This is a genomic window from Enhygromyxa salina (genome assembly GCF_002994615.1).
Lineage (GTDB): Bacteria > Myxococcota_A > Polyangia > Nannocystales > Nannocystaceae > Plesiocystis > Plesiocystis salina_A.
In genome coordinates this window covers 41,981-58,659 of sequence record NZ_PVNK01000279.1, presented here as the reverse complement: position 1 = coordinate 58,659, position 16,679 = coordinate 41,981, and the positions used below count along the sequence as shown (strand labels likewise).

Sequence of the window (16,679 nt, the reverse complement as noted above, 5' to 3'; positions counted from 1 at the left end):
CCTCGGGGGCGCGGGGGCGGGGGTCGTGGTCGGGAACCACAGCGGGGTCCTGCCCTTCGACGCGATCATGGTCACGACCGACGTGTTCCGCCACACCGACCCGCCGCGGCTGGTCCGCTTCATGGTCGACTTCTTCGTCTATCGCATGCCCTTCCTCGGCACCTTGTTCCGGAGCCTGGGCCAGGTCTCGGGCACGCGGCGCAATTTCGACGGGCTGATCGAGGAGGGCCACCTCGTCGGGATCTTCCCCGAGGGCGCCGACGCCCTCGGCAAGCCGGCCGAAGATCGCTACGAGCTGTTCCCCTTCTCCCACGGTCACGTCGAGCTCGCCGCGCGCCACCGGGCCCCGGTCATCCCCTTTGGCGTCGTCGGGGCCGAGGAGCAGCAGACCGTGATCACCAACCTCGAGCCCCTCGCGCGGGCCCTGAACCTGCCCTTCATCCCGGTCACGCGGACCTTCCCGTGGCTCGGACCCGCGGGCCTGCTGCCCAAGCCGGTCCGCTACTACATCCACTACGGTGAGCCCCTCGACATCGATCCGGCCGTGCTCGAGAGCATCGAGGTCCGGACCCGCGAGGTCGCCCGGGTCCGCGAGGCCGTCAGCGAGCAGATCCACGCCGGGCTGGAGCGTCGCCGTCGCTTCGAGGAAGGGCGCGAGTGAGCGCGGCCGCGTCGCTGCTGCGCCCGGGCTCGCGCCGGATCCTGATCGCCGGGGCGCGGCGCAAGATCGCGGTCGCGCTGATCGCCCGGCTGCTCGAAGATCCGCGCGTCGACAAGATCCTCGCGATCGGCCACGGCCCGTGCCCGCCCGCGCTGCTCGGCCACGATCCCGAGCGCTTCATGTACAGCTCGGCGAGCCTCAACCGTCGGCGCCAGGTCGACAACCTGTTCCTGTTCGAGGAGTTCCGCGACCACCCGCTCGACACCGTCATCCACCTCGCGTTCGCGGGCAACCCCAAGGGCTACGACGTCTCGCGCCACGAGTACAACGTCAACGCCGCCCGCCACCTGCTCGACGCCAGCTTGCGCCACGGCGTCGGCAAGTACGTGTTCTTGTCGAGCGACGCGGTCTACGCCGTGGGCCCGCGCGGCGACTACAAGGTCGCCGAAGACGCCGAGCTCAGCCTCCACCCCGGCTCGCCCAAGGCCGTCCGCGACATCATCGACGCCGAGTTCATCTGCCGGGCCAAGATGGACCACCTCGCCTGCGAGGTCATGGTCCTGCGGCCGGCGGGGGTCATCGGTGGCGGGGTGATGTCGGGCTTCAACCTGCTGTTCGAGAGCAACCCCCCGGTCTTGCCGATCGGCTTCGACCCGATGATCAACCCGACGACCGTCGAGCGCCTCGCTCGCGACATCCAGCTCGCGCTGATGCTCCGGGGCAAGGGCGTCTACAACATCGCCGGGCCCTCGGCCGGGCCGCTGACGCACTTCCTCGAGGAGCGCGGGATCACCCCGATGCGCGTCCCGGGGCCGCTGCTGCGCCAGGCCAACCGGCTGCAGCGGCTGGTCGGTCAGACCCGCTACCACGCCGAGTACCAGCCCAAGCGCCTGTTCTACTCGCTGGTCCTCGACGACGCCCGCTTCGAGACCGCGTTCCGCGAGCACGCTGCTTTGATCACGCCCGCGTAGCAAGCTGGTAGCATCTTCAAAGGTGTCTGGCGTCGTCGAAGAACCCCCGGGAGCCGCTGCCGAAGTCCCCCTTGGTCGGCGGATCGCGGTCGTGCTGATCCCGATCTACGTGCTGGTGCTGATGAGCTTCGTGCTGCCCGAGATCGCGCTCGACAGCAGCTTCGCCGAGCTCGTGGTTCGGCTGACCGACTCGTCGACCTGGCAGCAGCTGCCGCTGCTGTGCGCGGCCGGGGTGATCGTGCTGGTCTCGCGGCCGGGGCTGAGCGCCCGTCGGCGGGCGGTCGAGGGCGTGGTCGTGTTCGTGGCCATGGGCCTCGGTCTGGCCGGGGTGGCTCAGTTCAACGAGCACGTGCTCAAGCCCGCGGTGCACGCGCCGCGGCCCAACATCGTCACGCTCGCGGACGCGGGCGCGCTCGGGCCCGAGGTCCCCGACGCCGACGCCTTCTACGAGCTCGGCGACAAGGACGTCCGCCGTGAGCTCCTGCGCGAGCAGCTCCCCGAGCTCGACGAACCCGCGCTCGCGCCCCTGGTCCGCGAGCACTGGATCGAGGAGACCGGCTACACCTTCCCCTCGGGCCACGCGACCGCGTCGATGACCTTCGCAACGATGATGCTCGCCCTCGGCCTGTGCTGGCTCGGGGGCTGGCGTCAGCGGATCACCACGGCGCTGCCGGTCTGGGCGCTGTGCGTGGCCTACTCGCGCCCGCTGCTTCGGGTTCACCGGCCGCTCGACGTGTCCGTGGGCGCGCTGGTCGGCATGGGCCTGGGCCTGCTGTGCTTCGTGGTCATCCGCTGGCTGGTCGAGCGGATCACCGACGAAGGCGCCCGCGCCACCGAGTCGGTGACGGGGGCGCCCTCGTAGGACGGGCTGGGCGCCGAGCTCACTTGGCGACGCGCAGCGTGGTCTGACCCTCGACGATCAAGTAGTCCTTGATCTTGGCGAAGGTCTTTTGGCCGACGCCCCGGATGCGCATGATGTTGTTGCGCTGCTTGAAGGGGCGGTCCTTGCGGTAGCTGACGATCCGCGCGGCGATCGAGGGGCCGATGCCCGGCAACAGCTCGAGCTCGGCCGCGCTCGCGGTGTTGATGTTGATCTCCCCCTCGAGGGTCACGGCGGCGTCGAAGCGGGTCGACTCGTGGACCTCGTCTTGGCTGTGGGCTCCGACGTCGCCGGGCGCGGCGGCGAGGGCCGTGCCGCCGACGAGGGTGGCGATGGCGAAGGCGAGGGTGGTGGCGATGGTGCGGATGGACTTGGTCATCTTCGTTTCTCCTTGTGGGTCGCGTCGTTGCGACGACCAGGGACAAAGCACGGGGCCTGCCACAGACCGAAGATCAATGATCTCCAGGGCTTGGGGGAATTTGGTGAACTCGAGGTGGCCCGCTCCCGGGACGCCGGCCCGCGCACGGGCCACGGGCGGTGACTCGTTGCCGGGCCGGGCGGCAGTTAGGTAGCTTGGCCCCCGCATGCCACGACTTGCTCGACTGATCTGCACCTTCGCCTCGCTCGCGCCCCTTTGCCTCGCCGGATGCAGCGGTGATGACGGCGGCGGGGACACCAACGCGACCGAGACCAGCACCGGAGACGGGGACGGCGACGGGGACGGCGATGGGGATGGGGACGGCGACGGAGATCCCGGGGACGGAGACGGGGACGGGGACGGAGACGGAGACGGGGATGGAGACGGCGACGGGGACGGCGACGGCGACGGAGACGGGGACGGCGACGGCGATCCCGTCGAGTTCACGCTCACGAGCCCGGCCTTCGAGTTCGGCGGGGCGATCCCCGTCGCGCACAGCTGCGAGGGCGAGAACGTCTCGCCCCAGCTCGACTGGGCTGGCGTGCCGCCCGAGACCATGAGCCTCGCGGTGTTCTTCACCGACCTCGACTTCAACTTCGATCACGCGGCGATCTGGAACATCTCGACCGAGCTCACGGGCCTGCCCGAGGCGGTCGAGCTCGAATTCATGCCCGCCAACGTGCCCGGGGCCTCGCAGGCGAGCTCCTACGCGGGCTGGCCCGGCTACGCGGGCCCCTGCCCGCCCGAGCCCCACACCTACGAGTTCACCGTCTTCGCCCTCGACGTAGCGACCCTCGACGACGAGATCGACACCAGCGTGATGCTCGGCGACGCGCGGCTCGCCTTCGAGGCCCACGCGATCGCGCAGGCGACCCTCGAGGGCGTGTATACGCCGTGAGCGACGCACAGCTGCTGCGAGCCTGGGCCGACGGCGACAAGCGCGCTGGCGAGCAGCTGTTCGAGCGGCACTTCGAGGCGATCGCTCGCTTCTTTCGCAACAAGCTGCCGGCCGACACTCAGCATGAAGATCTGATCCAGCAGACCTTCCTCGGCTGCGTCGAGGCCCGCGATCGCTTCCGCGGTGACTCGAGCTTTCGCAGCTTCCTGTACGCGATCGCCCACAACCAGCTCGCCAAGCACTGGCGCTCGCGCAGCCGCGATCGCGTGGATCTAAAGTCCGTCTCCGCCTTCGATCTGGATCCCTCGCCGAGCGCCGCGCTGGCCCGGGATCAAGATCAACACCAGCTCCTGCTCGCCCTGCGCCGGATCCCCCTCGACAGCCAGGTCGCCCTCGAGCTGCACTACTGGGAGGCGATGACCGCGGCCGAGATCGGTGAGGTCCTCGGGGTCCCGCTCGGGACCGCGAAGACCCGCCTGCGCCGGGCCAAGCAGCTGCTCGAGGCCGAGCTGCGCGCCCTCGACGGCGGGCTGCGAGTGGAGCCGACCGGGACCCGCCTCGACACCTGGGCCCGAGAGCTCAAGGACGCGCTGTTCGAGGACCCGACTTAGAGCTCGCCGCTCGCAAACGAGGTCCGGTCCCAAACCGTGGCCCGCAGCTCGCGGCCCGTCGAGGCGTCGAGGGCACGCTCGAGCACCAGCTCCCAGCGCAGCGGACGATCGTGCAGCGCGGGCGGGAGGGTGAACTCGACGACGCGAGGACCCGAGCCCACGCCGACCCGGTCGTCGCTGCGCTCGACCCGGGTGACGTGGCCGTGCTCGGTCTTCATCGCGGCGAAGTGGCGCGTGAGCACGCGCTGCTCGGACCAGCTCGGCCCGTCGTCGTCGCTGCGCAGCTCGACGCTGAGGCGACGAAAGAGATCCCCGGTCGGGACCGCGTGCCCGACCCGCCCCGGCGAGAGCTCGAGCACGACGCGACCCGGCTCCGGTCGGCTCGCGTCGACGGTGACCGCGGAACGCAGCACCTGGACCTGGCCGGCGACCGCGAACCCGTGATCGAGGTGACGCGCGGCGCCCGAGCCTCGCGGCGGCATGTGACAGGTCTGGCAGCTGTCGTCCGCGTGGTCCGAGCGCGCGTGCTCGGTCACGGTCCGCTGCATCTTGAGCTTGTGGCCGCCACGGCCGGCGTGGGGGAACCAAAATTCATGGCAGCCCGCGCAGGCGTCGGGCGAGGCGAAGGCCGGGGTCCGGCGCAGGGGGTGGGGCGCCGGGCCGGCGCGCCTGCTCGGCTCCTCGGGCCCGGCGAGGACCACGTCGTCGTGACCGTCGAGGTGGCAGGTCACGCAGGCGACCCCAAGCGCGGCCTCCCGCGGCGAGGGCTCGCGGCGAGGGTCGGCCTCGGGCGCGTGACAGCTGCGACAAAAGCTCGGATCGCGCTCCTGGGCGAAGGCGGCCTGGACCATGGGATCTTCGAAGGCGCGGCGGTGCAGTGAGTCGCTCCACTCGCCGGCGATGTCCGCGTGGCAATTGACGCACTCGTCGTTGCGGTCGAGTCGATCGGCGCCAGCGCGGCGAGGGCCCCGGGCCGGGCGCGGCATGAACGCTCGCGTCGCCGCGCTCTGGCTCGCGCCCGAGCTCTCGCCCGAGCTCTCGTCCTCGCGGGCGAGGCTCGCGGTCGCGGTCGTGGCCAAGGCCACGACCAGGCCCGCGATCGCGAGCGCGACTCCAGCAGCGCGGCCCATCTCGGCTCAGTCCTCCGCTTTCGTCTCCAAGCGGGCGAGGTCCGCCGCGCTGAAATTGGGCGGGGGGATCGGCTCCCCGGTGACGAAGGCCTCGAACAGATCCGGCCGCTCGAGCCACTCGGCGAGGTCCTCTGCGTGGTACCGGGGCAGGGCCCAGGGATCCTCGCCGACCCGAAACGTGACCTCGGAGCCCGGAGCATCGCCGGAGTACTGACCCGTGTCTGGCAGCCATGACCCACTCTCCGCCAGCCTGAGCTCGCGCCCGTCGAGCGTCCGCACCAGCTCATCGGTCTCGATGTCCATGATCCACCGCCAGCTCGGATCGAGATCGCCCCTCGCCTCGGAGATCTTGGCCAGGAGTTCATCGGAGAGCAGCTCACCGGTGCGCGCGTCGACCAGCTGCTCGGGTTCGCCGGTGCCGACGAAGAGCGCGTCGCCATCTTGGCGAAACGCGAGGTCCTCGCCCGCGACGGCGGCGCGAGCGAGGACCTCGCCGCTCGCCACGTCGACGACTTGGAGCTGGCCCCGGTCGAGGAGCGCGAGGCGGTCGCCCGTCGGAGACAGCGCGGCTTGTTCGGCCTGGGCCTTGGCCAGCGTGAGGATCGCGGCGCCGCTGCCGAGGTCGATCAGCTCGACCCCGCCCGCGCTGACCACGACCACGCGGTCGAGCTCGGGCCCGAGCTTCCCGTCGAAGACGCTGACGACGTCGGTCCGGGGCTGCGCGCCGGTCCCGGTGACCGCGTCGAGGATCATGAAGTTGTCGCCGTCGTCGAGGACGAGGGCGCCGCCGCGAGACCACCACCAGTCCATCGTGTCACTGTCGATCGGCAGCGGGACCAGGCCGCCAGTGTTGCGCAGGAACGCCGCCCCGGCGCAGTCGAGCAGCTCGCTGCCGTGGCCCGAGGCCACGTCGAGGAGCTGACAGTTCGGGGGGGGCGGCGTCCCGATCGGGGTGCAGCTCTCGCCGCAGTACTCCCCGGAGAAGCGCAGCGCGTCGCCGACGAAGCCAAACAGCTCGAGCTCGAACTCGCTGCTGTAGCTCAGGTCATCGACGACCTCGCCTGGGCGCCAGCCGAGCGCTGGCTCGACGATGAAGGTCCCCCAGCCGAGCTCGCTGATGTAGCCGATGTTGTCGTAGTAGCAGCTCGAGACGGCCCAGTGGGTCACGCCGTCGCTGCGCCAACGGCCCTCGTGCTCGGCCGTCCCGCTGTAGTTGTAGTCCTCTTCGTCGTAAGTCCAGCCGAGTCCGCTCTTGCGCCCGGCGATTCCAGCGACGTAGAGCTGAGTCCGGGTTCCCATCCGGCGCACGCTGTAGGACGTGGTCCAGATCGCCCACTGGCCCTCGGCGTCGAACTTCAGGTCCGCGATGCTCCCCTCACCGCCGGTGTGACTGAGCTCCACGCCAGCCTCGGCCGCGACGAGTATCTTTCGGTCGTAGGACCGGTGCACGTAGGTCTGGGTGGCCTCGTCTCTCTCGCAGTCGTAGTCGTACTCTTCATCGCACTCGGTCTGGCTCGACTCGACCCATGCCACGGTCGCGCCGCCCGCGGTCCAGCCGAGCTCGAGCTCGTCGATCTCACCGCTGATCGGGATCGACTCGACCCGCTGCTGGGTGCCCGAGTCCGCGTCCCAGACCTCGAGCCGAGCCGCGTCGCGCCAGGCCAGCGCGAGCAGGTGGCCCTCGCGCGACCAGCTGATGTCGTCGACGCTCGCGCAGTCGGGGCAGTTGAGGTCGCGCAGCTTTTGACCCGAGCTGGCGTCGACGATCGCGACGCCCTTGGTCGTGTCGAGCTCGAGCTCCTTGTCGGCGGACTGCTCGCTGGCCTGGAGGTCGTGGAAGCTGACGACGGCCGGCCACTCCTCGCAGGGGCCCGAGTCCTCATCCTCGAACGTGCGGATCAGGCGACCGCTGTCGACATCCCAGACCGAGCAGTCGCCGTGCTCGGTCGACGCGAGCCGAGCGCCCCCGGGCCCGAAGCTCCAGTCCTCGACGGTGAAGGCCTCGAGCTGGAAAACGACGGTGATCGGGATCGTGGCCACCTCCGCGGCCTCGGCCTCGGCGAGCGGGCTCGGCGTTGGGACAGGATCGGTGCTCACCTGCCCGCCGCGGTGGCACGCGACGAGGGCCCACGCGAAAGACAGCGCCGTCGTGCGCATGCGATCAGACATGGTTAACCCTATCGCACTCGTCGCGGGGGGGACGGCCGATCGCCGGTTGGGGCCGCGCAGGCATCGAGCTGCCCGCCGAGCAACCGAAGCGCAGGTCGGGGGTGAGGGATCAGTCGACGACGAGCAGCGCGAGGAGGCCGAGGGCCAGCGCGCTCGGGGCGAGGCCGAAGGCCAAGGTCGCGATCACGATCCCAACCAGCGCGAAGCCGAGGCCGGCGCTCGCGAGGTCGACGGTCCCGGCGACGTGCTTGGTGAGGGCGCTGACTCGTCGCTTCATCGTCGGTCCTCCGGGCTCGGCCGCAGCGCTCGGGGTTCGCCCGAGGCTTCGATCAGAGCCTCGACGCGCTCGCCGACCCACTCGAGCAGCGCTCGCTCTTCGTTCATCTGGCGCGCGTGGATCTTCTTGGCCACCTCGAGGCCGGCGAGCACGCCCAGGCCCATGCCCCCGAACACGATCACCGGCTCGATCGCGCCGATGACTGCGGGGATCAGATCGATCAGGACCCCGCCGCCGATGCTGCCGGCGAAGAAGCCGAGGAGCATGCCCCGCCGCCGCCGCTTGCGGGCGAGCCGGGCGAAGCTGCGGCGCAGGGTCAGGCGCGCGCCCCCGGGCTGACGATCGATGCTCGCTTCGGCCTCGTGGTTGGCCCAGGTCATCCCGGCCTCGAACTGCTCGACGATCCCGGTCCCGCCGAGGTTGCGCTCGAGCTCGCGGACGATGCGGCGCTGGGTCTCCGTGGTCGGCAGCGCTGCGAGCTCGCGCTCGGCGAGGATCGTCGACGGGAGGCCGAAGTGAGTCCGCTCGCCGAAGCGCAGGGGCTCGCTCGGCTGCGGGGCTGGCTGCGGGCCTGGCTGCGGCCGTAACTCGCTCGAGCTCGGCGCGTGCAGATCCAGCCCGACCTCGTCGGCGATCTCGGCGACCTCGGACTCGCTCAGGCCCGGGCGGCCGCCGCTCTCGTCGGCGGGGCGCCCCTCGCTGAGCCCGAAGGCGCGCTCGATCGCCCGGGTGTCGTAGCTCGGCGGCTCGGGCTCGGGCGCGGGCGCGGGCGCGGGCGCGGGCGCGGGCTCGGGCTCGGGCGCGGCCGCGGGGCGCTGGGCGACGCCGTGCTCGAGCGCGGTCCGAATGTCGCGGAGCTCGGTCAAGAGCGCGTCCATGCTGGGGAAGCGCGCGTCGGGGTCGACGCGAAGACCCCGAGCGACGAGCCGACGGAGGCGATCGGGCAGCCCGGGCACGACCGGCGGCGGCGTGACCCGGCCGGACACGATCGCCAGCGACAGCGCGCGCAGATCTTCGGTCGGGAAGGGGAGGCTGCGATACAGGGCCTGATAGAGCGCGACGCAAAACCCAAATTGATCGCTGCGCGCGTCGGCCCGCTCGCCGAGGTGCTGCTCGGGCGCCATGTAGGCCGGCGTCCCGAGCAGCACGCCGTGCTGCGAGAGGCTCGTGGCCGTGGCTTGGGCGTCGCCGGCGAAGACCGGGGGCTGAGGGTCGCGCGGGTGGTTGGGCGCCCGCGCGAGCCCGAAGTCGAGGATCCGCGGGCGGCCGTCGGCGCCGACGAGCACGTTGTCGGGCTTGAAGTCGCGGTGGACGAGCCCGGCGCGGTGGGCCGCGGCCAGGCCCTCGCCGGCCGCGAGGTAGACGTCGAGGGTCGCCGCGAGCGAGCGCGGGGTCTCGAGCCAGCGGCGCAGGCTCTGACCCTCGACGTACTCCATGGCCACGAACAGCTGGCCCTCGTGCTCACCCACGTCGAACACCGCGACGACGTTGGGGTGGGCGAGCCGCGCGAGCGAGCGGGCCTCCTTGGTCAGGTCCATCTCGCGGCGACCGGGCGTCGGCGGGCGAGCGGGGTCCGGGGGCTCGGGTCGGCTGAACTCGGGCCGGAGCAGCTTGAGGGCCACGGTTCGCCCGAGCCGCTGGTCGCGCGCGGCGTAGACGATGCCCATGCCGCCCTGGCCGATGCAGCCGAGGATCTGGTAGCGGTCGATCGTCAGGGGCGCGTGGTCGGAGCCGAACAGCCTCGACTTGACCTCGCGCCGCAGACGCTCGAGCTCGAGGGCGGGGACCGGCGGCGCCGCGGGGGCGGTCCGCTCGGCGTCGATTTCATGAGGGGGAAGGGTCACGAGGGACGTCATCACGAATCGGCGCGGTAGTACCCGGCCGACCCGATCGGGATTGCACCAAAACCAAATAAATTCTCAGCGCGCGTCCGGGGCGTCCTGACGCTCGAGGACCTCGATCAGCCAGCGCCCGGCCGGGCCCGGGGGTGACGACGCCCGGTGGATGACCGAGATCTGGACCGAGTAGGGCTCGAGCCCCCACTCGCTCACCTGCAGCCGGACCAAGCGGCCGGCGGCGAGATCGTCGGCGACCATGTGAGTTGGCATGTTGCCCCACCCGAAACCCGCGAGCAGACACGCGAGCTTGGCCGGGAGGTCCGCGAGGCGCCAATTGTCGTCGCCGGCGACCGCGTTGTCGCGCCCGGCCGTCAGCGCCGAGCGGTCGGTGAGGACCAGCTGGGTGTGCTCGCGCAGGTGGGTCATCGTCAGCGGGCCCTCTATCTGCGCGAGGGGGTGAGCGGCCGCGCAGACCGTGACCAGCTCGATCGGCATCAGCGGCTTGCGCTCGATCCCGGCGGGAAACTCGTCGAGGGGCGCGCTGACGCCGAACTGCACCGTCCCGTCGACGACGAGCTGGGCCACGGCGCCGAGGGCCTCGACCCGCAGGTGAACCGGGATCGACGGATAGTGATCACGAAAGGCCGCGAGCGCGTCGAGCACGATCGGCATCGGAAAGAACACGTCGACGGCCAGCGCCAGCCTCGGCTCGACGCCCCCGCGCATCTGCCCTGCGCGGGCGAGCAGCTTGTCGACCTGCCCGTTGACCGCTCGCGCCTCCTCGACCAGCGCGTGGCCGGCCTCGGTCAGGACCGGCTTGCGACCGGTCCGATCGAAGAGCTCGAGCTCGAGCAGGCGCTCGAGGTTGGCGATCGCGTAGCTGACGGCGGACTGCGCGCGGCTGAGCCTCCGGGCCGCGCCGGAGAAGCTGCCGGTCTCGACGATCGCCAAGAAAACCGCCAGCTGGTCGAAGGTCACGGGCTCTTTGCTCATCTCATATCTAGATGAGACCACGATTCTGCCATCTACGAAACCGATTGACCTGGGGCTGGGTTCGTCCGCGTACAGCGCGTCCCATGGACCCAACAGACTGCGTTGAAGCCCCCGCAGCGACCGGCCGCTCGTGGCCGTGCGTGGCAGAGTCGCTGACGGCCGAGGGGGTAGACTTTGGCCGGTGAGCGGTCCTGGCCACGACGCGCGCGCGCAGCTGCGGCGACTCTACCGCGGGCTCGACGGGTTCGAGATTCCGCGCGAGGACGAGCGCAAGGTCGCGCGCTCGCGGGGCTCTTCGACCTACGGCGAGCTGATGCCGACGGCGACGATCCGGCTCCTCGCCCAGCTCGAGCTCGGGCGTCGAGATCACTTCGTCGATCTCGGCGCGGGCCTCGGCAAGGTCGTGTTGCTCGCCGCGATGACGACCAAGGTCGGGCGGGCGCGCGGCGTCGAGCTCTCGCCCGCGCGGGTCGCCATCGCCGAGCAGGCCCTCGCGCGGGCCAAACGCGAGCGGATCCCCGGCGTGAGCCGAGCCGCGTTCGTCGAGGACGACATGCTCCGCTGCGATCTCGACGAGGCCACGGTGATCTACACCTGCTCGACGGCGTTCTCGGCCGCGTTCATGGCCCGGCTGCAGCGACGCCTCGCAACCCTCCCGCGTCTGCGCAGACTCGCGAGCTTGCAGGACTTCGACCCCCACCCGGCCTTCGAGCTGCGCGAGATCTACAAGCTCGACGCGAGCTGGAAGCGCCGGACCAAGGTCCACGTCTACGCGCGGGTCAGGTGATCACTCCGCCGATGGATCGAACACGCTGCCGTCGTCGAGGGTGACCGGCTGCGGGTGGTGCTCGACCCCGTGCTCGCGGGCCAGCTCGTCGACGAGCTGCGCGACCTGGGCCACGACCGCGGTGCAAAAGCGGTGGCGGGCCTCGCCCCGAAAGGGGCCGTGGGCCGCGGTCATGTCGTTGCAGATCAGCGTCGGGCTCGGGCCGCGATCGAGCTCCGACTCGACCCGCTCGAGGTAGCGGGTCATCGCCGAGCGCAGCGGCGGCGTGACCGAGCCGGTCGGATCTGGATCACCGAGGAGCTCGCCGAGCAGCAGCTGCCCGGCGACCACCGCCCCGCAGGTGCCCTGGCCCGTGATCCCGCCGCGACGCAGGCTCTGGTAGGCCGCGCTCGGGCGGTCGAAGGCCTCGGCCAGGGCGATCCCACATGAGCGGTGGGCCGTGCGCTCGCCGGCGTAGAGCAGCAAGGCCTTGCTCCGGATCGGTCCTCGTCCATGCACGCCCTCGCCGCTCATCACCCGAGTGTCGCCCGGCGCTCGGTAGGTTGCGAGCTTGAATTGATATAGGGTGCGGCGCATGTCGTGGGACGACCCCGTCAGCGAGATCGAGGCCCTCTTACCGACGCTCACAGGGATCCGGCGCGACATCCACAAGCACCCGGAGCTCGGCTTCGAGGAGGTGCGGACCCAGCGGCTGATCAAGGGTTGGCTGACCAAACTCGGCTACGAGCCGCGCGAGTGCGCCCGGACCGGCCTGATCGCGGATCTGCGCCCGGATCTGCACGAGCGCGGGCGAACCGTCGCGCTGCGGGCGGACATCGACTGTCTGCCGATGACCGAGCTCACCGAGCTCGACTGGCGCTCGATCCACGACGGCCGCGCGCACAAGTGCGGCCACGACGGTCACACCGCGATCTTGCTCGGGACCGCCGCGGTCCTCGCTCGCCACCGCGAGCGCATCGCCGGCAACGTCCGGCTCGTGTTCCAGCCGGCCGAAGAGGGCGTCGAGGGCGGTGGCGCGAAGGTCATGGTCGCCGAGGGTGCGCTCGACGGCGTCGACGAGATCTACGGTCTGCACAACTGGCCCGGCTATCCCCGCGGCGAGCTCCGCACCGTGCCCGGGCCGATCATGGCTCAGGTCTCGAGCTTCGAGATCACCGTCCGCGGTCGGGGTGGGCACGCGAGCCAACCGCAGGACTGCCGCGATCCGATCGTGGCCGCGGCCGCCTTGGTCACCGGGTTGCAAACCGTGGTCTCGCGCGGGCTCGGCTCCGCCGGCGGCGCGGTCGTCAGCGTGTGCACCTTCGAGTCCGGCGAGACGCACAACGTGATCCCCGACTTCGCGCGCATGACCGGCACGATCCGGAGCTTCTCCGACGCGACGAGCGAGCGGGTACTCTCGCGCATGCGCGAGATCGCGAAGGGGATCGGCGCGGCCTACGGCGTGGCGGTCGATGTCGCGCTCGAGACGGGCTACCCCGTGCTCGTCAACGACGCGCGCTGCGTGTCAGCCGTCCTGCGCGTGGCCGGCGGTCTCGACGGGCTGTCGCTGAGCGAGCGCGACCTCCCGATGGCCGGTGGCGAGGATTTTGCCTACTTCGCCGCCGAGGTGCCCGGCGCGTATTTCTTCTTGGGTGCGGGGCGTGAAGGCGAGGATACACCGGGGTGTCATCACCCGGACTTCGACTTTGATGACGAGCTGATCCCAACTGGGATGCAGATTTTCTTGGGGCTGGTTCGCGATCGCCTCTCGGCTCCGGCCTGATCGCGCGTTCTCGATCCTTCGCGATCGTCGCCCGCGAATTCACCGCCGTCACTTCACTTGCGCCAGTTTCGCGGCGCCGATGGCACCGTGGCTCCAGGCACTGGAATAACGATTGCCACGGCTCCGCGCTCATGCAAAAAAACGTCGAGCTTTGGGATTTATGCGCCCCCAACTCGATGCCATCGCAACCTTGCTCGATCAAGGTGCCGCCGACTCGGCGGTTCGCCTACTCCGGAGCTCGTGGGAGCCGGAGCTGCCCGAGCACGACCGCATCCCGATCTACTGCATGTGGATTCGCGGGCTGTGTGACATCGGCGACTACGAGCACGCCCTGACCCTGGCTCGCCGCGCGGCCGGAGAGTTTCCGCGCAAGCCCGATATCCTGACCGCGCTCGGCAACGTGCTGGATCTCTACGGCGAGCTCGACCAGGCCCGCGAGGCCTTCGAGGTCGCCGTCGCCCTCGACCCCGGCGGCGTGCTCCAGCACTACAACCTCGGCGCCGTGCTCGAGCGCCTCGGCGATGAGGCCCGCGCCGAGGACTGCTACCGCGAGGCGCTCGCCCTCGACGAGAACGCGCCGACCATGGTCGAGGCCAACGCGGCGCTCGGCGCCCTGCTGCGTCGCCAGGCCCGGCTCGAAGAGGCCGAAGAGGTCTACGACAGGTACCTCCAAGAGGATCCCCTCGACGTCGAGATGCTCGTCGAGCACGGCATCTGTCTGTCCGATCTCGACCGCCTCGAAGAAGCGATCGAGCGGTTCGAGACCGCGCTCTCGCTCGAGCCCCTCCACGGCAGCGCGCTCTACAACGAGGCGATCACGCTCTACCGCCTCGGCCGCCACGACGCCGCGCGCGAGACCATGGAGCGGGCCCACGTGGCCGAGCGCGACAACCCCCTGACCCTCGCGGTCCTCGGCGCGTGGACCCTCGCCGATCCCAACGGCGATCTCGACGTCGCCCTGCGCCTGCTCTACTGGGCCCTCGATCTGGTCGCGACCTTTCACGACCGCGGCGAGTTCGGCAGCGGCTACGCGAGCCTGGTCGCCGAAGAGGTGTTCGAGTCGCTGTGGCAAAACGGCCGCCGGACCGAGGCCCGCGAGGTCGCGCGCCTCGCGGGCCGCCGCGACTGGATCACCCCGCACATGTTCGACACGATCAACCGGGTCGATCACGGCACGACCGCGCCGGGGTCGACGCGCGCCGACGCCTTTCGGGTCCGCGTGCGCGCCGAGCTCGACAGCACGCCCGACGACTGGCCCGACGGCGCCGGCGGCTACACCACCGACCTCACCGTGATCGCGAGCGACGAGGACGAGGCCCGCGAGCTCACGCTGCGCTACCTCGAGCAGCTCGAGCCCACCGTCGAGGTTCAGTTCGACGTCGACGTGGTCAGCCGGGGCGCCGAGAGCTTTGACGGGGCCCGGGCCCGAGGGGTGGCGCGGGTCGACGGCTCGCGGGCCTACTTTGGATCCGAGGCCGCGCCCAAGGCCGCCCGCTGAGCTCTAGCAGCCGCTGCGCGCTCGACTCAGGTCTTCTCGTCCTCGAGGGGTCTTTCAAAAAGGCCCCTCGCTGCGGCGGCGAAGCCCCCTCCGCTCACCCCAAACGCTCGCCTTGCGGCGAGTACTAGCTCTCGTCGTCGTCCCTGGGCGTCGGCGCGGGCGCGGGCGCGGGCGGAAGCTGGTGGTCGGGCGGCAGGAGGCCGTCGGGCATGGGCGCCGGAGGCTGCGCTGCCGGGAGCTGCTCGACGGTCCCGGGGCCGGCCTCGCCGGGCGCGGCCTCGGCCTCGGTCGCCTCGGTCGCCTCGGTCTCGGTCGCCTCGGTCTCGGGCGCCGCGGCCTCGTCGGCGGGGGCCTCGGACCGGACCTTGCGAAAGCCATAGGCGAAGATCGCGATGCTGGTCACGACCGAGGCGAAGACCATCGAGGGCAGGTCCTCGGTCCCGGCGATCCGGTACTTCGGCGAGGCCGGCAAGGTCGCGAGCACGCCGGCCGCCATCCCGCGCGGGAGCGAGATCGCTATCATCTTGCGCTGGCTGTCGGTGAAGCCCTTGCGCGCGACCAGCATGACCGCGGGGATCCGGGTCACGAACAGCGAGAGCCCGACGACGAAGCCGAGCAGCAGCAGGTAGATCGGGCGCGAGAGCATCAGCCCGATGTAGGTGAAGAAGAACGACTTGATGATGAACGCGGCCTGGGTGTGGACCGTGACCACGGTGTCGTCGAGCGCGAGCGGCTTGTCGCCGAGCGAGAAGCCGACCATCTTCATCAGAGCCTCGGCGTTGCCGACGATGACCGAGAAGGTCAGGACCGCCATCGCCGGGTTGCCGCCGGTGTTGTCGACGACGACGTAGAGGAACAAGAGCGCCGCGAGCGTGACCGGGTAGGCGTAGGGGTTGCCCGAGAGCGCGCGGAGCACGGGCATCCACATCCACCCGGCGATCAGGCCGATCAGCAGGGCGAAGCCAAAGTTCTCGCCGAGCTCGAGCACCGCCCCGCCGCCGCTGGCCTCGCCGGACTTGATGATGTTCATCAGGACCACGGCCACGACCACGCACAGCGCGTCGGTCAGGGCCGACTCGAGCCCGACGAGGTTCGAGACCTTGGGCTCGACCTTGGCCAGGTTCATCGAGGGCATGATCACCAGCGAGCTCGAGCCGCCGACCATGGCCCCGACCATGAGGCTATGGAGGAAGGTCCAGGTCTCGGGCAGCAGCCCGGTCAGGGCCGCGAGCTGGAGGATCAGCGCGACCCCCAAGGTGCTCAGCGTGAAGCTGAGCACGGCCATCGCCGAGGCCTTGGGCGCGGCCTTGATCAGATCGTTGATCACGATCTGCCTGCCGCCGTCGAACAGCACGATGATCAGGGTCAGGGCCGAGAACAGCGGCAGGATCGGATCGAGGGCGCTCGGGTCGACGAGCCCGGTCGTGTTGAGGATGACCCCGGCGAGGATCAACCACACGACGTCGGGGATCTGGGTCCGCGCGAAGATGACCTCACCGACCGCACCGAGCACGAACAGCGAGGCGATCATCACCAGGTGGCGCCCGGTCTCGTCGACCTCGCATCCAAGCGAGAGCGCGACCAGGAGCACCGGGATGAAGCGTCGAATTAAGCGACCGTCGAGCCGGCGTCCCATGCGACGCGACCCTAACAGGGCCGGCCGCGACCCTCCACGACGTCAGTGCGGCATACGCGGGGTGACAAGTCGGCGTCGAAGGGCGATGCTTCGCTCGTGCCTGGAGGTCTGGGCCCGCGGCGACGCACATTTGCGGGGGGCCTGGCACGT

The 16,679-nt window shown here is 70.7% G+C and carries 16 protein-coding genes; 8 read left to right on the top strand and 8 right to left on the bottom strand.

The window, feature by feature from the left end:
• From ENSA5_RS32530 to ENSA5_RS32520, 3 genes are all read left to right on the top strand, one after another.
• The coding region (locus ENSA5_RS32530; protein WP_146156354.1) for a lysophospholipid acyltransferase family protein at positions 1-661 on the top strand (661 nt) is incomplete at its 5' end.
• Positions 658-1,632, top strand: coding sequence for an NAD-dependent epimerase/dehydratase family protein (locus ENSA5_RS32525; RefSeq protein WP_106395617.1), 975 nt, complete (start codon positions 658-660; stop codon positions 1,630-1,632). The genes ENSA5_RS32530 and ENSA5_RS32525, both read left to right, overlap by 4 nt.
• A gap of 22 nt (positions 1,633-1,654) precedes the next feature.
• Positions 1,655-2,494: a phosphatase PAP2 family protein gene (locus tag ENSA5_RS32520; protein ID WP_146156353.1), complete on the top strand. Its 840-nt coding sequence runs from the start codon at positions 1,655-1,657 to the stop codon at positions 2,492-2,494.
• A 19-nt stretch (positions 2,495-2,513) separates the two neighbouring features.
• On the opposite strand, the gene ENSA5_RS32515 is transcribed toward ENSA5_RS32520, so the two are convergent.
• Positions 2,514-2,891, bottom strand: coding sequence for a ComEA family DNA-binding protein (locus tag ENSA5_RS32515; RefSeq protein WP_106395615.1), 378 nt, complete (start codon positions 2,889-2,891; stop codon positions 2,514-2,516).
• Between the two features lie 205 nt (positions 2,892-3,096).
• Here ENSA5_RS32515 and ENSA5_RS32510 point away from each other — a divergent pair, with 205 nt between their 5' ends.
• A complete protein-coding gene (locus tag ENSA5_RS32510) occupies positions 3,097-3,828 on the top strand; it encodes a YbhB/YbcL family Raf kinase inhibitor-like protein (RefSeq protein WP_106395614.1) in 732 nt (243 codons plus the stop codon).
• Positions 3,825-4,439, top strand: coding sequence for an RNA polymerase sigma factor (locus ENSA5_RS32505; protein WP_106395613.1), 615 nt, complete (start codon positions 3,825-3,827; stop codon positions 4,437-4,439). The genes ENSA5_RS32510 and ENSA5_RS32505 overlap by 4 nt, the downstream gene beginning before the upstream one ends.
• On the opposite strand, the gene ENSA5_RS32500 is transcribed toward ENSA5_RS32505, so the two are convergent.
• From ENSA5_RS32500 to ENSA5_RS32485, 5 genes are all read right to left on the bottom strand, one after another.
• Entirely contained in the window at positions 4,436-5,569 is a 1,134-nt protein-coding gene (locus ENSA5_RS32500) for a multiheme c-type cytochrome (RefSeq protein ID WP_106395612.1), read from the bottom strand. The genes ENSA5_RS32505 and ENSA5_RS32500 overlap by 4 nt on opposite strands.
• Positions 5,570-5,575: 6 nt before the next feature.
• A complete protein-coding gene (locus ENSA5_RS32495) occupies positions 5,576-7,738 on the bottom strand; it encodes a hypothetical protein (RefSeq protein WP_146156352.1) in 2,163 nt (720 codons plus the stop codon).
• A 109-nt stretch (positions 7,739-7,847) separates the two neighbouring features.
• On the bottom strand, positions 7,848-8,015 hold the full coding sequence (locus tag ENSA5_RS38670; RefSeq protein ID WP_181198387.1) for a hypothetical protein: 168 nt from the start codon (positions 8,013-8,015) through the stop codon (positions 7,848-7,850).
• Positions 8,012-9,859: a serine/threonine-protein kinase gene (locus ENSA5_RS32490; protein ID WP_181198386.1), complete on the bottom strand. Its 1,848-nt coding sequence runs from the start codon at positions 9,857-9,859 to the stop codon at positions 8,012-8,014. The genes ENSA5_RS38670 and ENSA5_RS32490 overlap by 4 nt, the downstream gene beginning before the upstream one ends.
• 75 nt (positions 9,860-9,934) lie before the next feature.
• Positions 9,935-10,846, bottom strand: coding sequence for a LysR family transcriptional regulator (locus tag ENSA5_RS32485; protein WP_106395609.1), 912 nt, complete (start codon positions 10,844-10,846; stop codon positions 9,935-9,937).
• 181 nt (positions 10,847-11,027) lie between these two features.
• Between ENSA5_RS32485 and ENSA5_RS32480 the strand changes: the two genes are divergently transcribed.
• The gene (locus tag ENSA5_RS32480) at positions 11,028-11,633 is read left to right on the top strand and encodes a class I SAM-dependent methyltransferase (RefSeq protein ID WP_106395608.1); all 606 of its coding nucleotides are present in this window, start codon (positions 11,028-11,030) and stop codon (positions 11,631-11,633) included.
• Here the strand turns inward: ENSA5_RS32480 and ENSA5_RS32475 are convergent, their stop codons facing one another.
• Positions 11,634-12,209, bottom strand: a complete 576-nt coding sequence (locus ENSA5_RS32475) for a C-GCAxxG-C-C family (seleno)protein (protein WP_258183094.1) — start codon at positions 12,207-12,209, stop codon at positions 11,634-11,636.
• Here ENSA5_RS32475 and ENSA5_RS32470 point away from each other — a divergent pair.
• Entirely contained in the window at positions 12,208-13,395 is a 1,188-nt protein-coding gene (locus ENSA5_RS32470; RefSeq protein WP_146156350.1) for a M20 metallopeptidase family protein, read from the top strand. The genes ENSA5_RS32475 and ENSA5_RS32470 overlap by 2 nt on opposite strands.
• A gap of 160 nt (positions 13,396-13,555) precedes the next feature.
• A complete protein-coding gene (locus ENSA5_RS32465) occupies positions 13,556-14,893 on the top strand; it encodes a tetratricopeptide repeat protein (protein ID WP_106395606.1) in 1,338 nt (445 codons plus the stop codon).
• A 124-nt stretch (positions 14,894-15,017) separates the two neighbouring features.
• Here ENSA5_RS32465 and ENSA5_RS32460 read toward each other — a convergent pair whose 3' ends face one another.
• Positions 15,018-16,529 carry a cation:proton antiporter domain-containing protein gene (locus tag ENSA5_RS32460; RefSeq protein ID WP_106395605.1) on the bottom strand — a complete coding sequence of 504 codons (1,512 nt, stop codon included), beginning with the start codon at positions 16,527-16,529 and terminating at the stop codon, positions 15,018-15,020.
• Between the last annotated feature and the right edge of the window lie 150 nt (positions 16,530-16,679).

Excerpts from the sequence above, each read along its gene's own strand:
- ENSA5_RS32500 (WP_106395612.1), bottom strand. The coding sequence starts at position 5,569 with ATGGGCCGCGCTGCTGGAGTCGCGCTCGCGATCGCGGGCCTGGTCGTG.
- ENSA5_RS32485 (WP_106395609.1), bottom strand. The coding sequence starts at position 10,846 with ATGAGCAAAGAGCCCGTGACCTTCGACCAGCTGGCGGTTTTCTTGGCG.
- ENSA5_RS32465 (WP_106395606.1), top strand. The coding sequence starts at position 13,556 with ATGCGCCCCCAACTCGATGCCATCGCAACCTTGCTCGATCAAGGTGCC.
- ENSA5_RS32495 (WP_146156352.1), bottom strand. The coding sequence starts at position 7,738 with ATGTCTGATCGCATGCGCACGACGGCGCTGTCTTTCGCGTGGGCCCTC.
- ENSA5_RS38670 (WP_181198387.1), bottom strand. The coding sequence starts at position 8,015 with ATGAAGCGACGAGTCAGCGCCCTCACCAAGCACGTCGCCGGGACCGTC.
- ENSA5_RS32475 (WP_258183094.1), bottom strand. The coding sequence starts at position 12,209 with ATGCGCCGCACCCTATATCAATTCAAGCTCGCAACCTACCGAGCGCCG.
- ENSA5_RS32460 (WP_106395605.1), bottom strand. The coding sequence starts at position 16,529 with ATGGGACGCCGGCTCGACGGTCGCTTAATTCGACGCTTCATCCCGGTG.
- ENSA5_RS32510 (WP_106395614.1), top strand. The coding sequence starts at position 3,097 with ATGCCACGACTTGCTCGACTGATCTGCACCTTCGCCTCGCTCGCGCCC.
- ENSA5_RS32515 (WP_106395615.1), bottom strand. The coding sequence starts at position 2,891 with ATGACCAAGTCCATCCGCACCATCGCCACCACCCTCGCCTTCGCCATC.
- ENSA5_RS32470 (WP_146156350.1), top strand. The coding sequence starts at position 12,208 with ATGTCGTGGGACGACCCCGTCAGCGAGATCGAGGCCCTCTTACCGACG.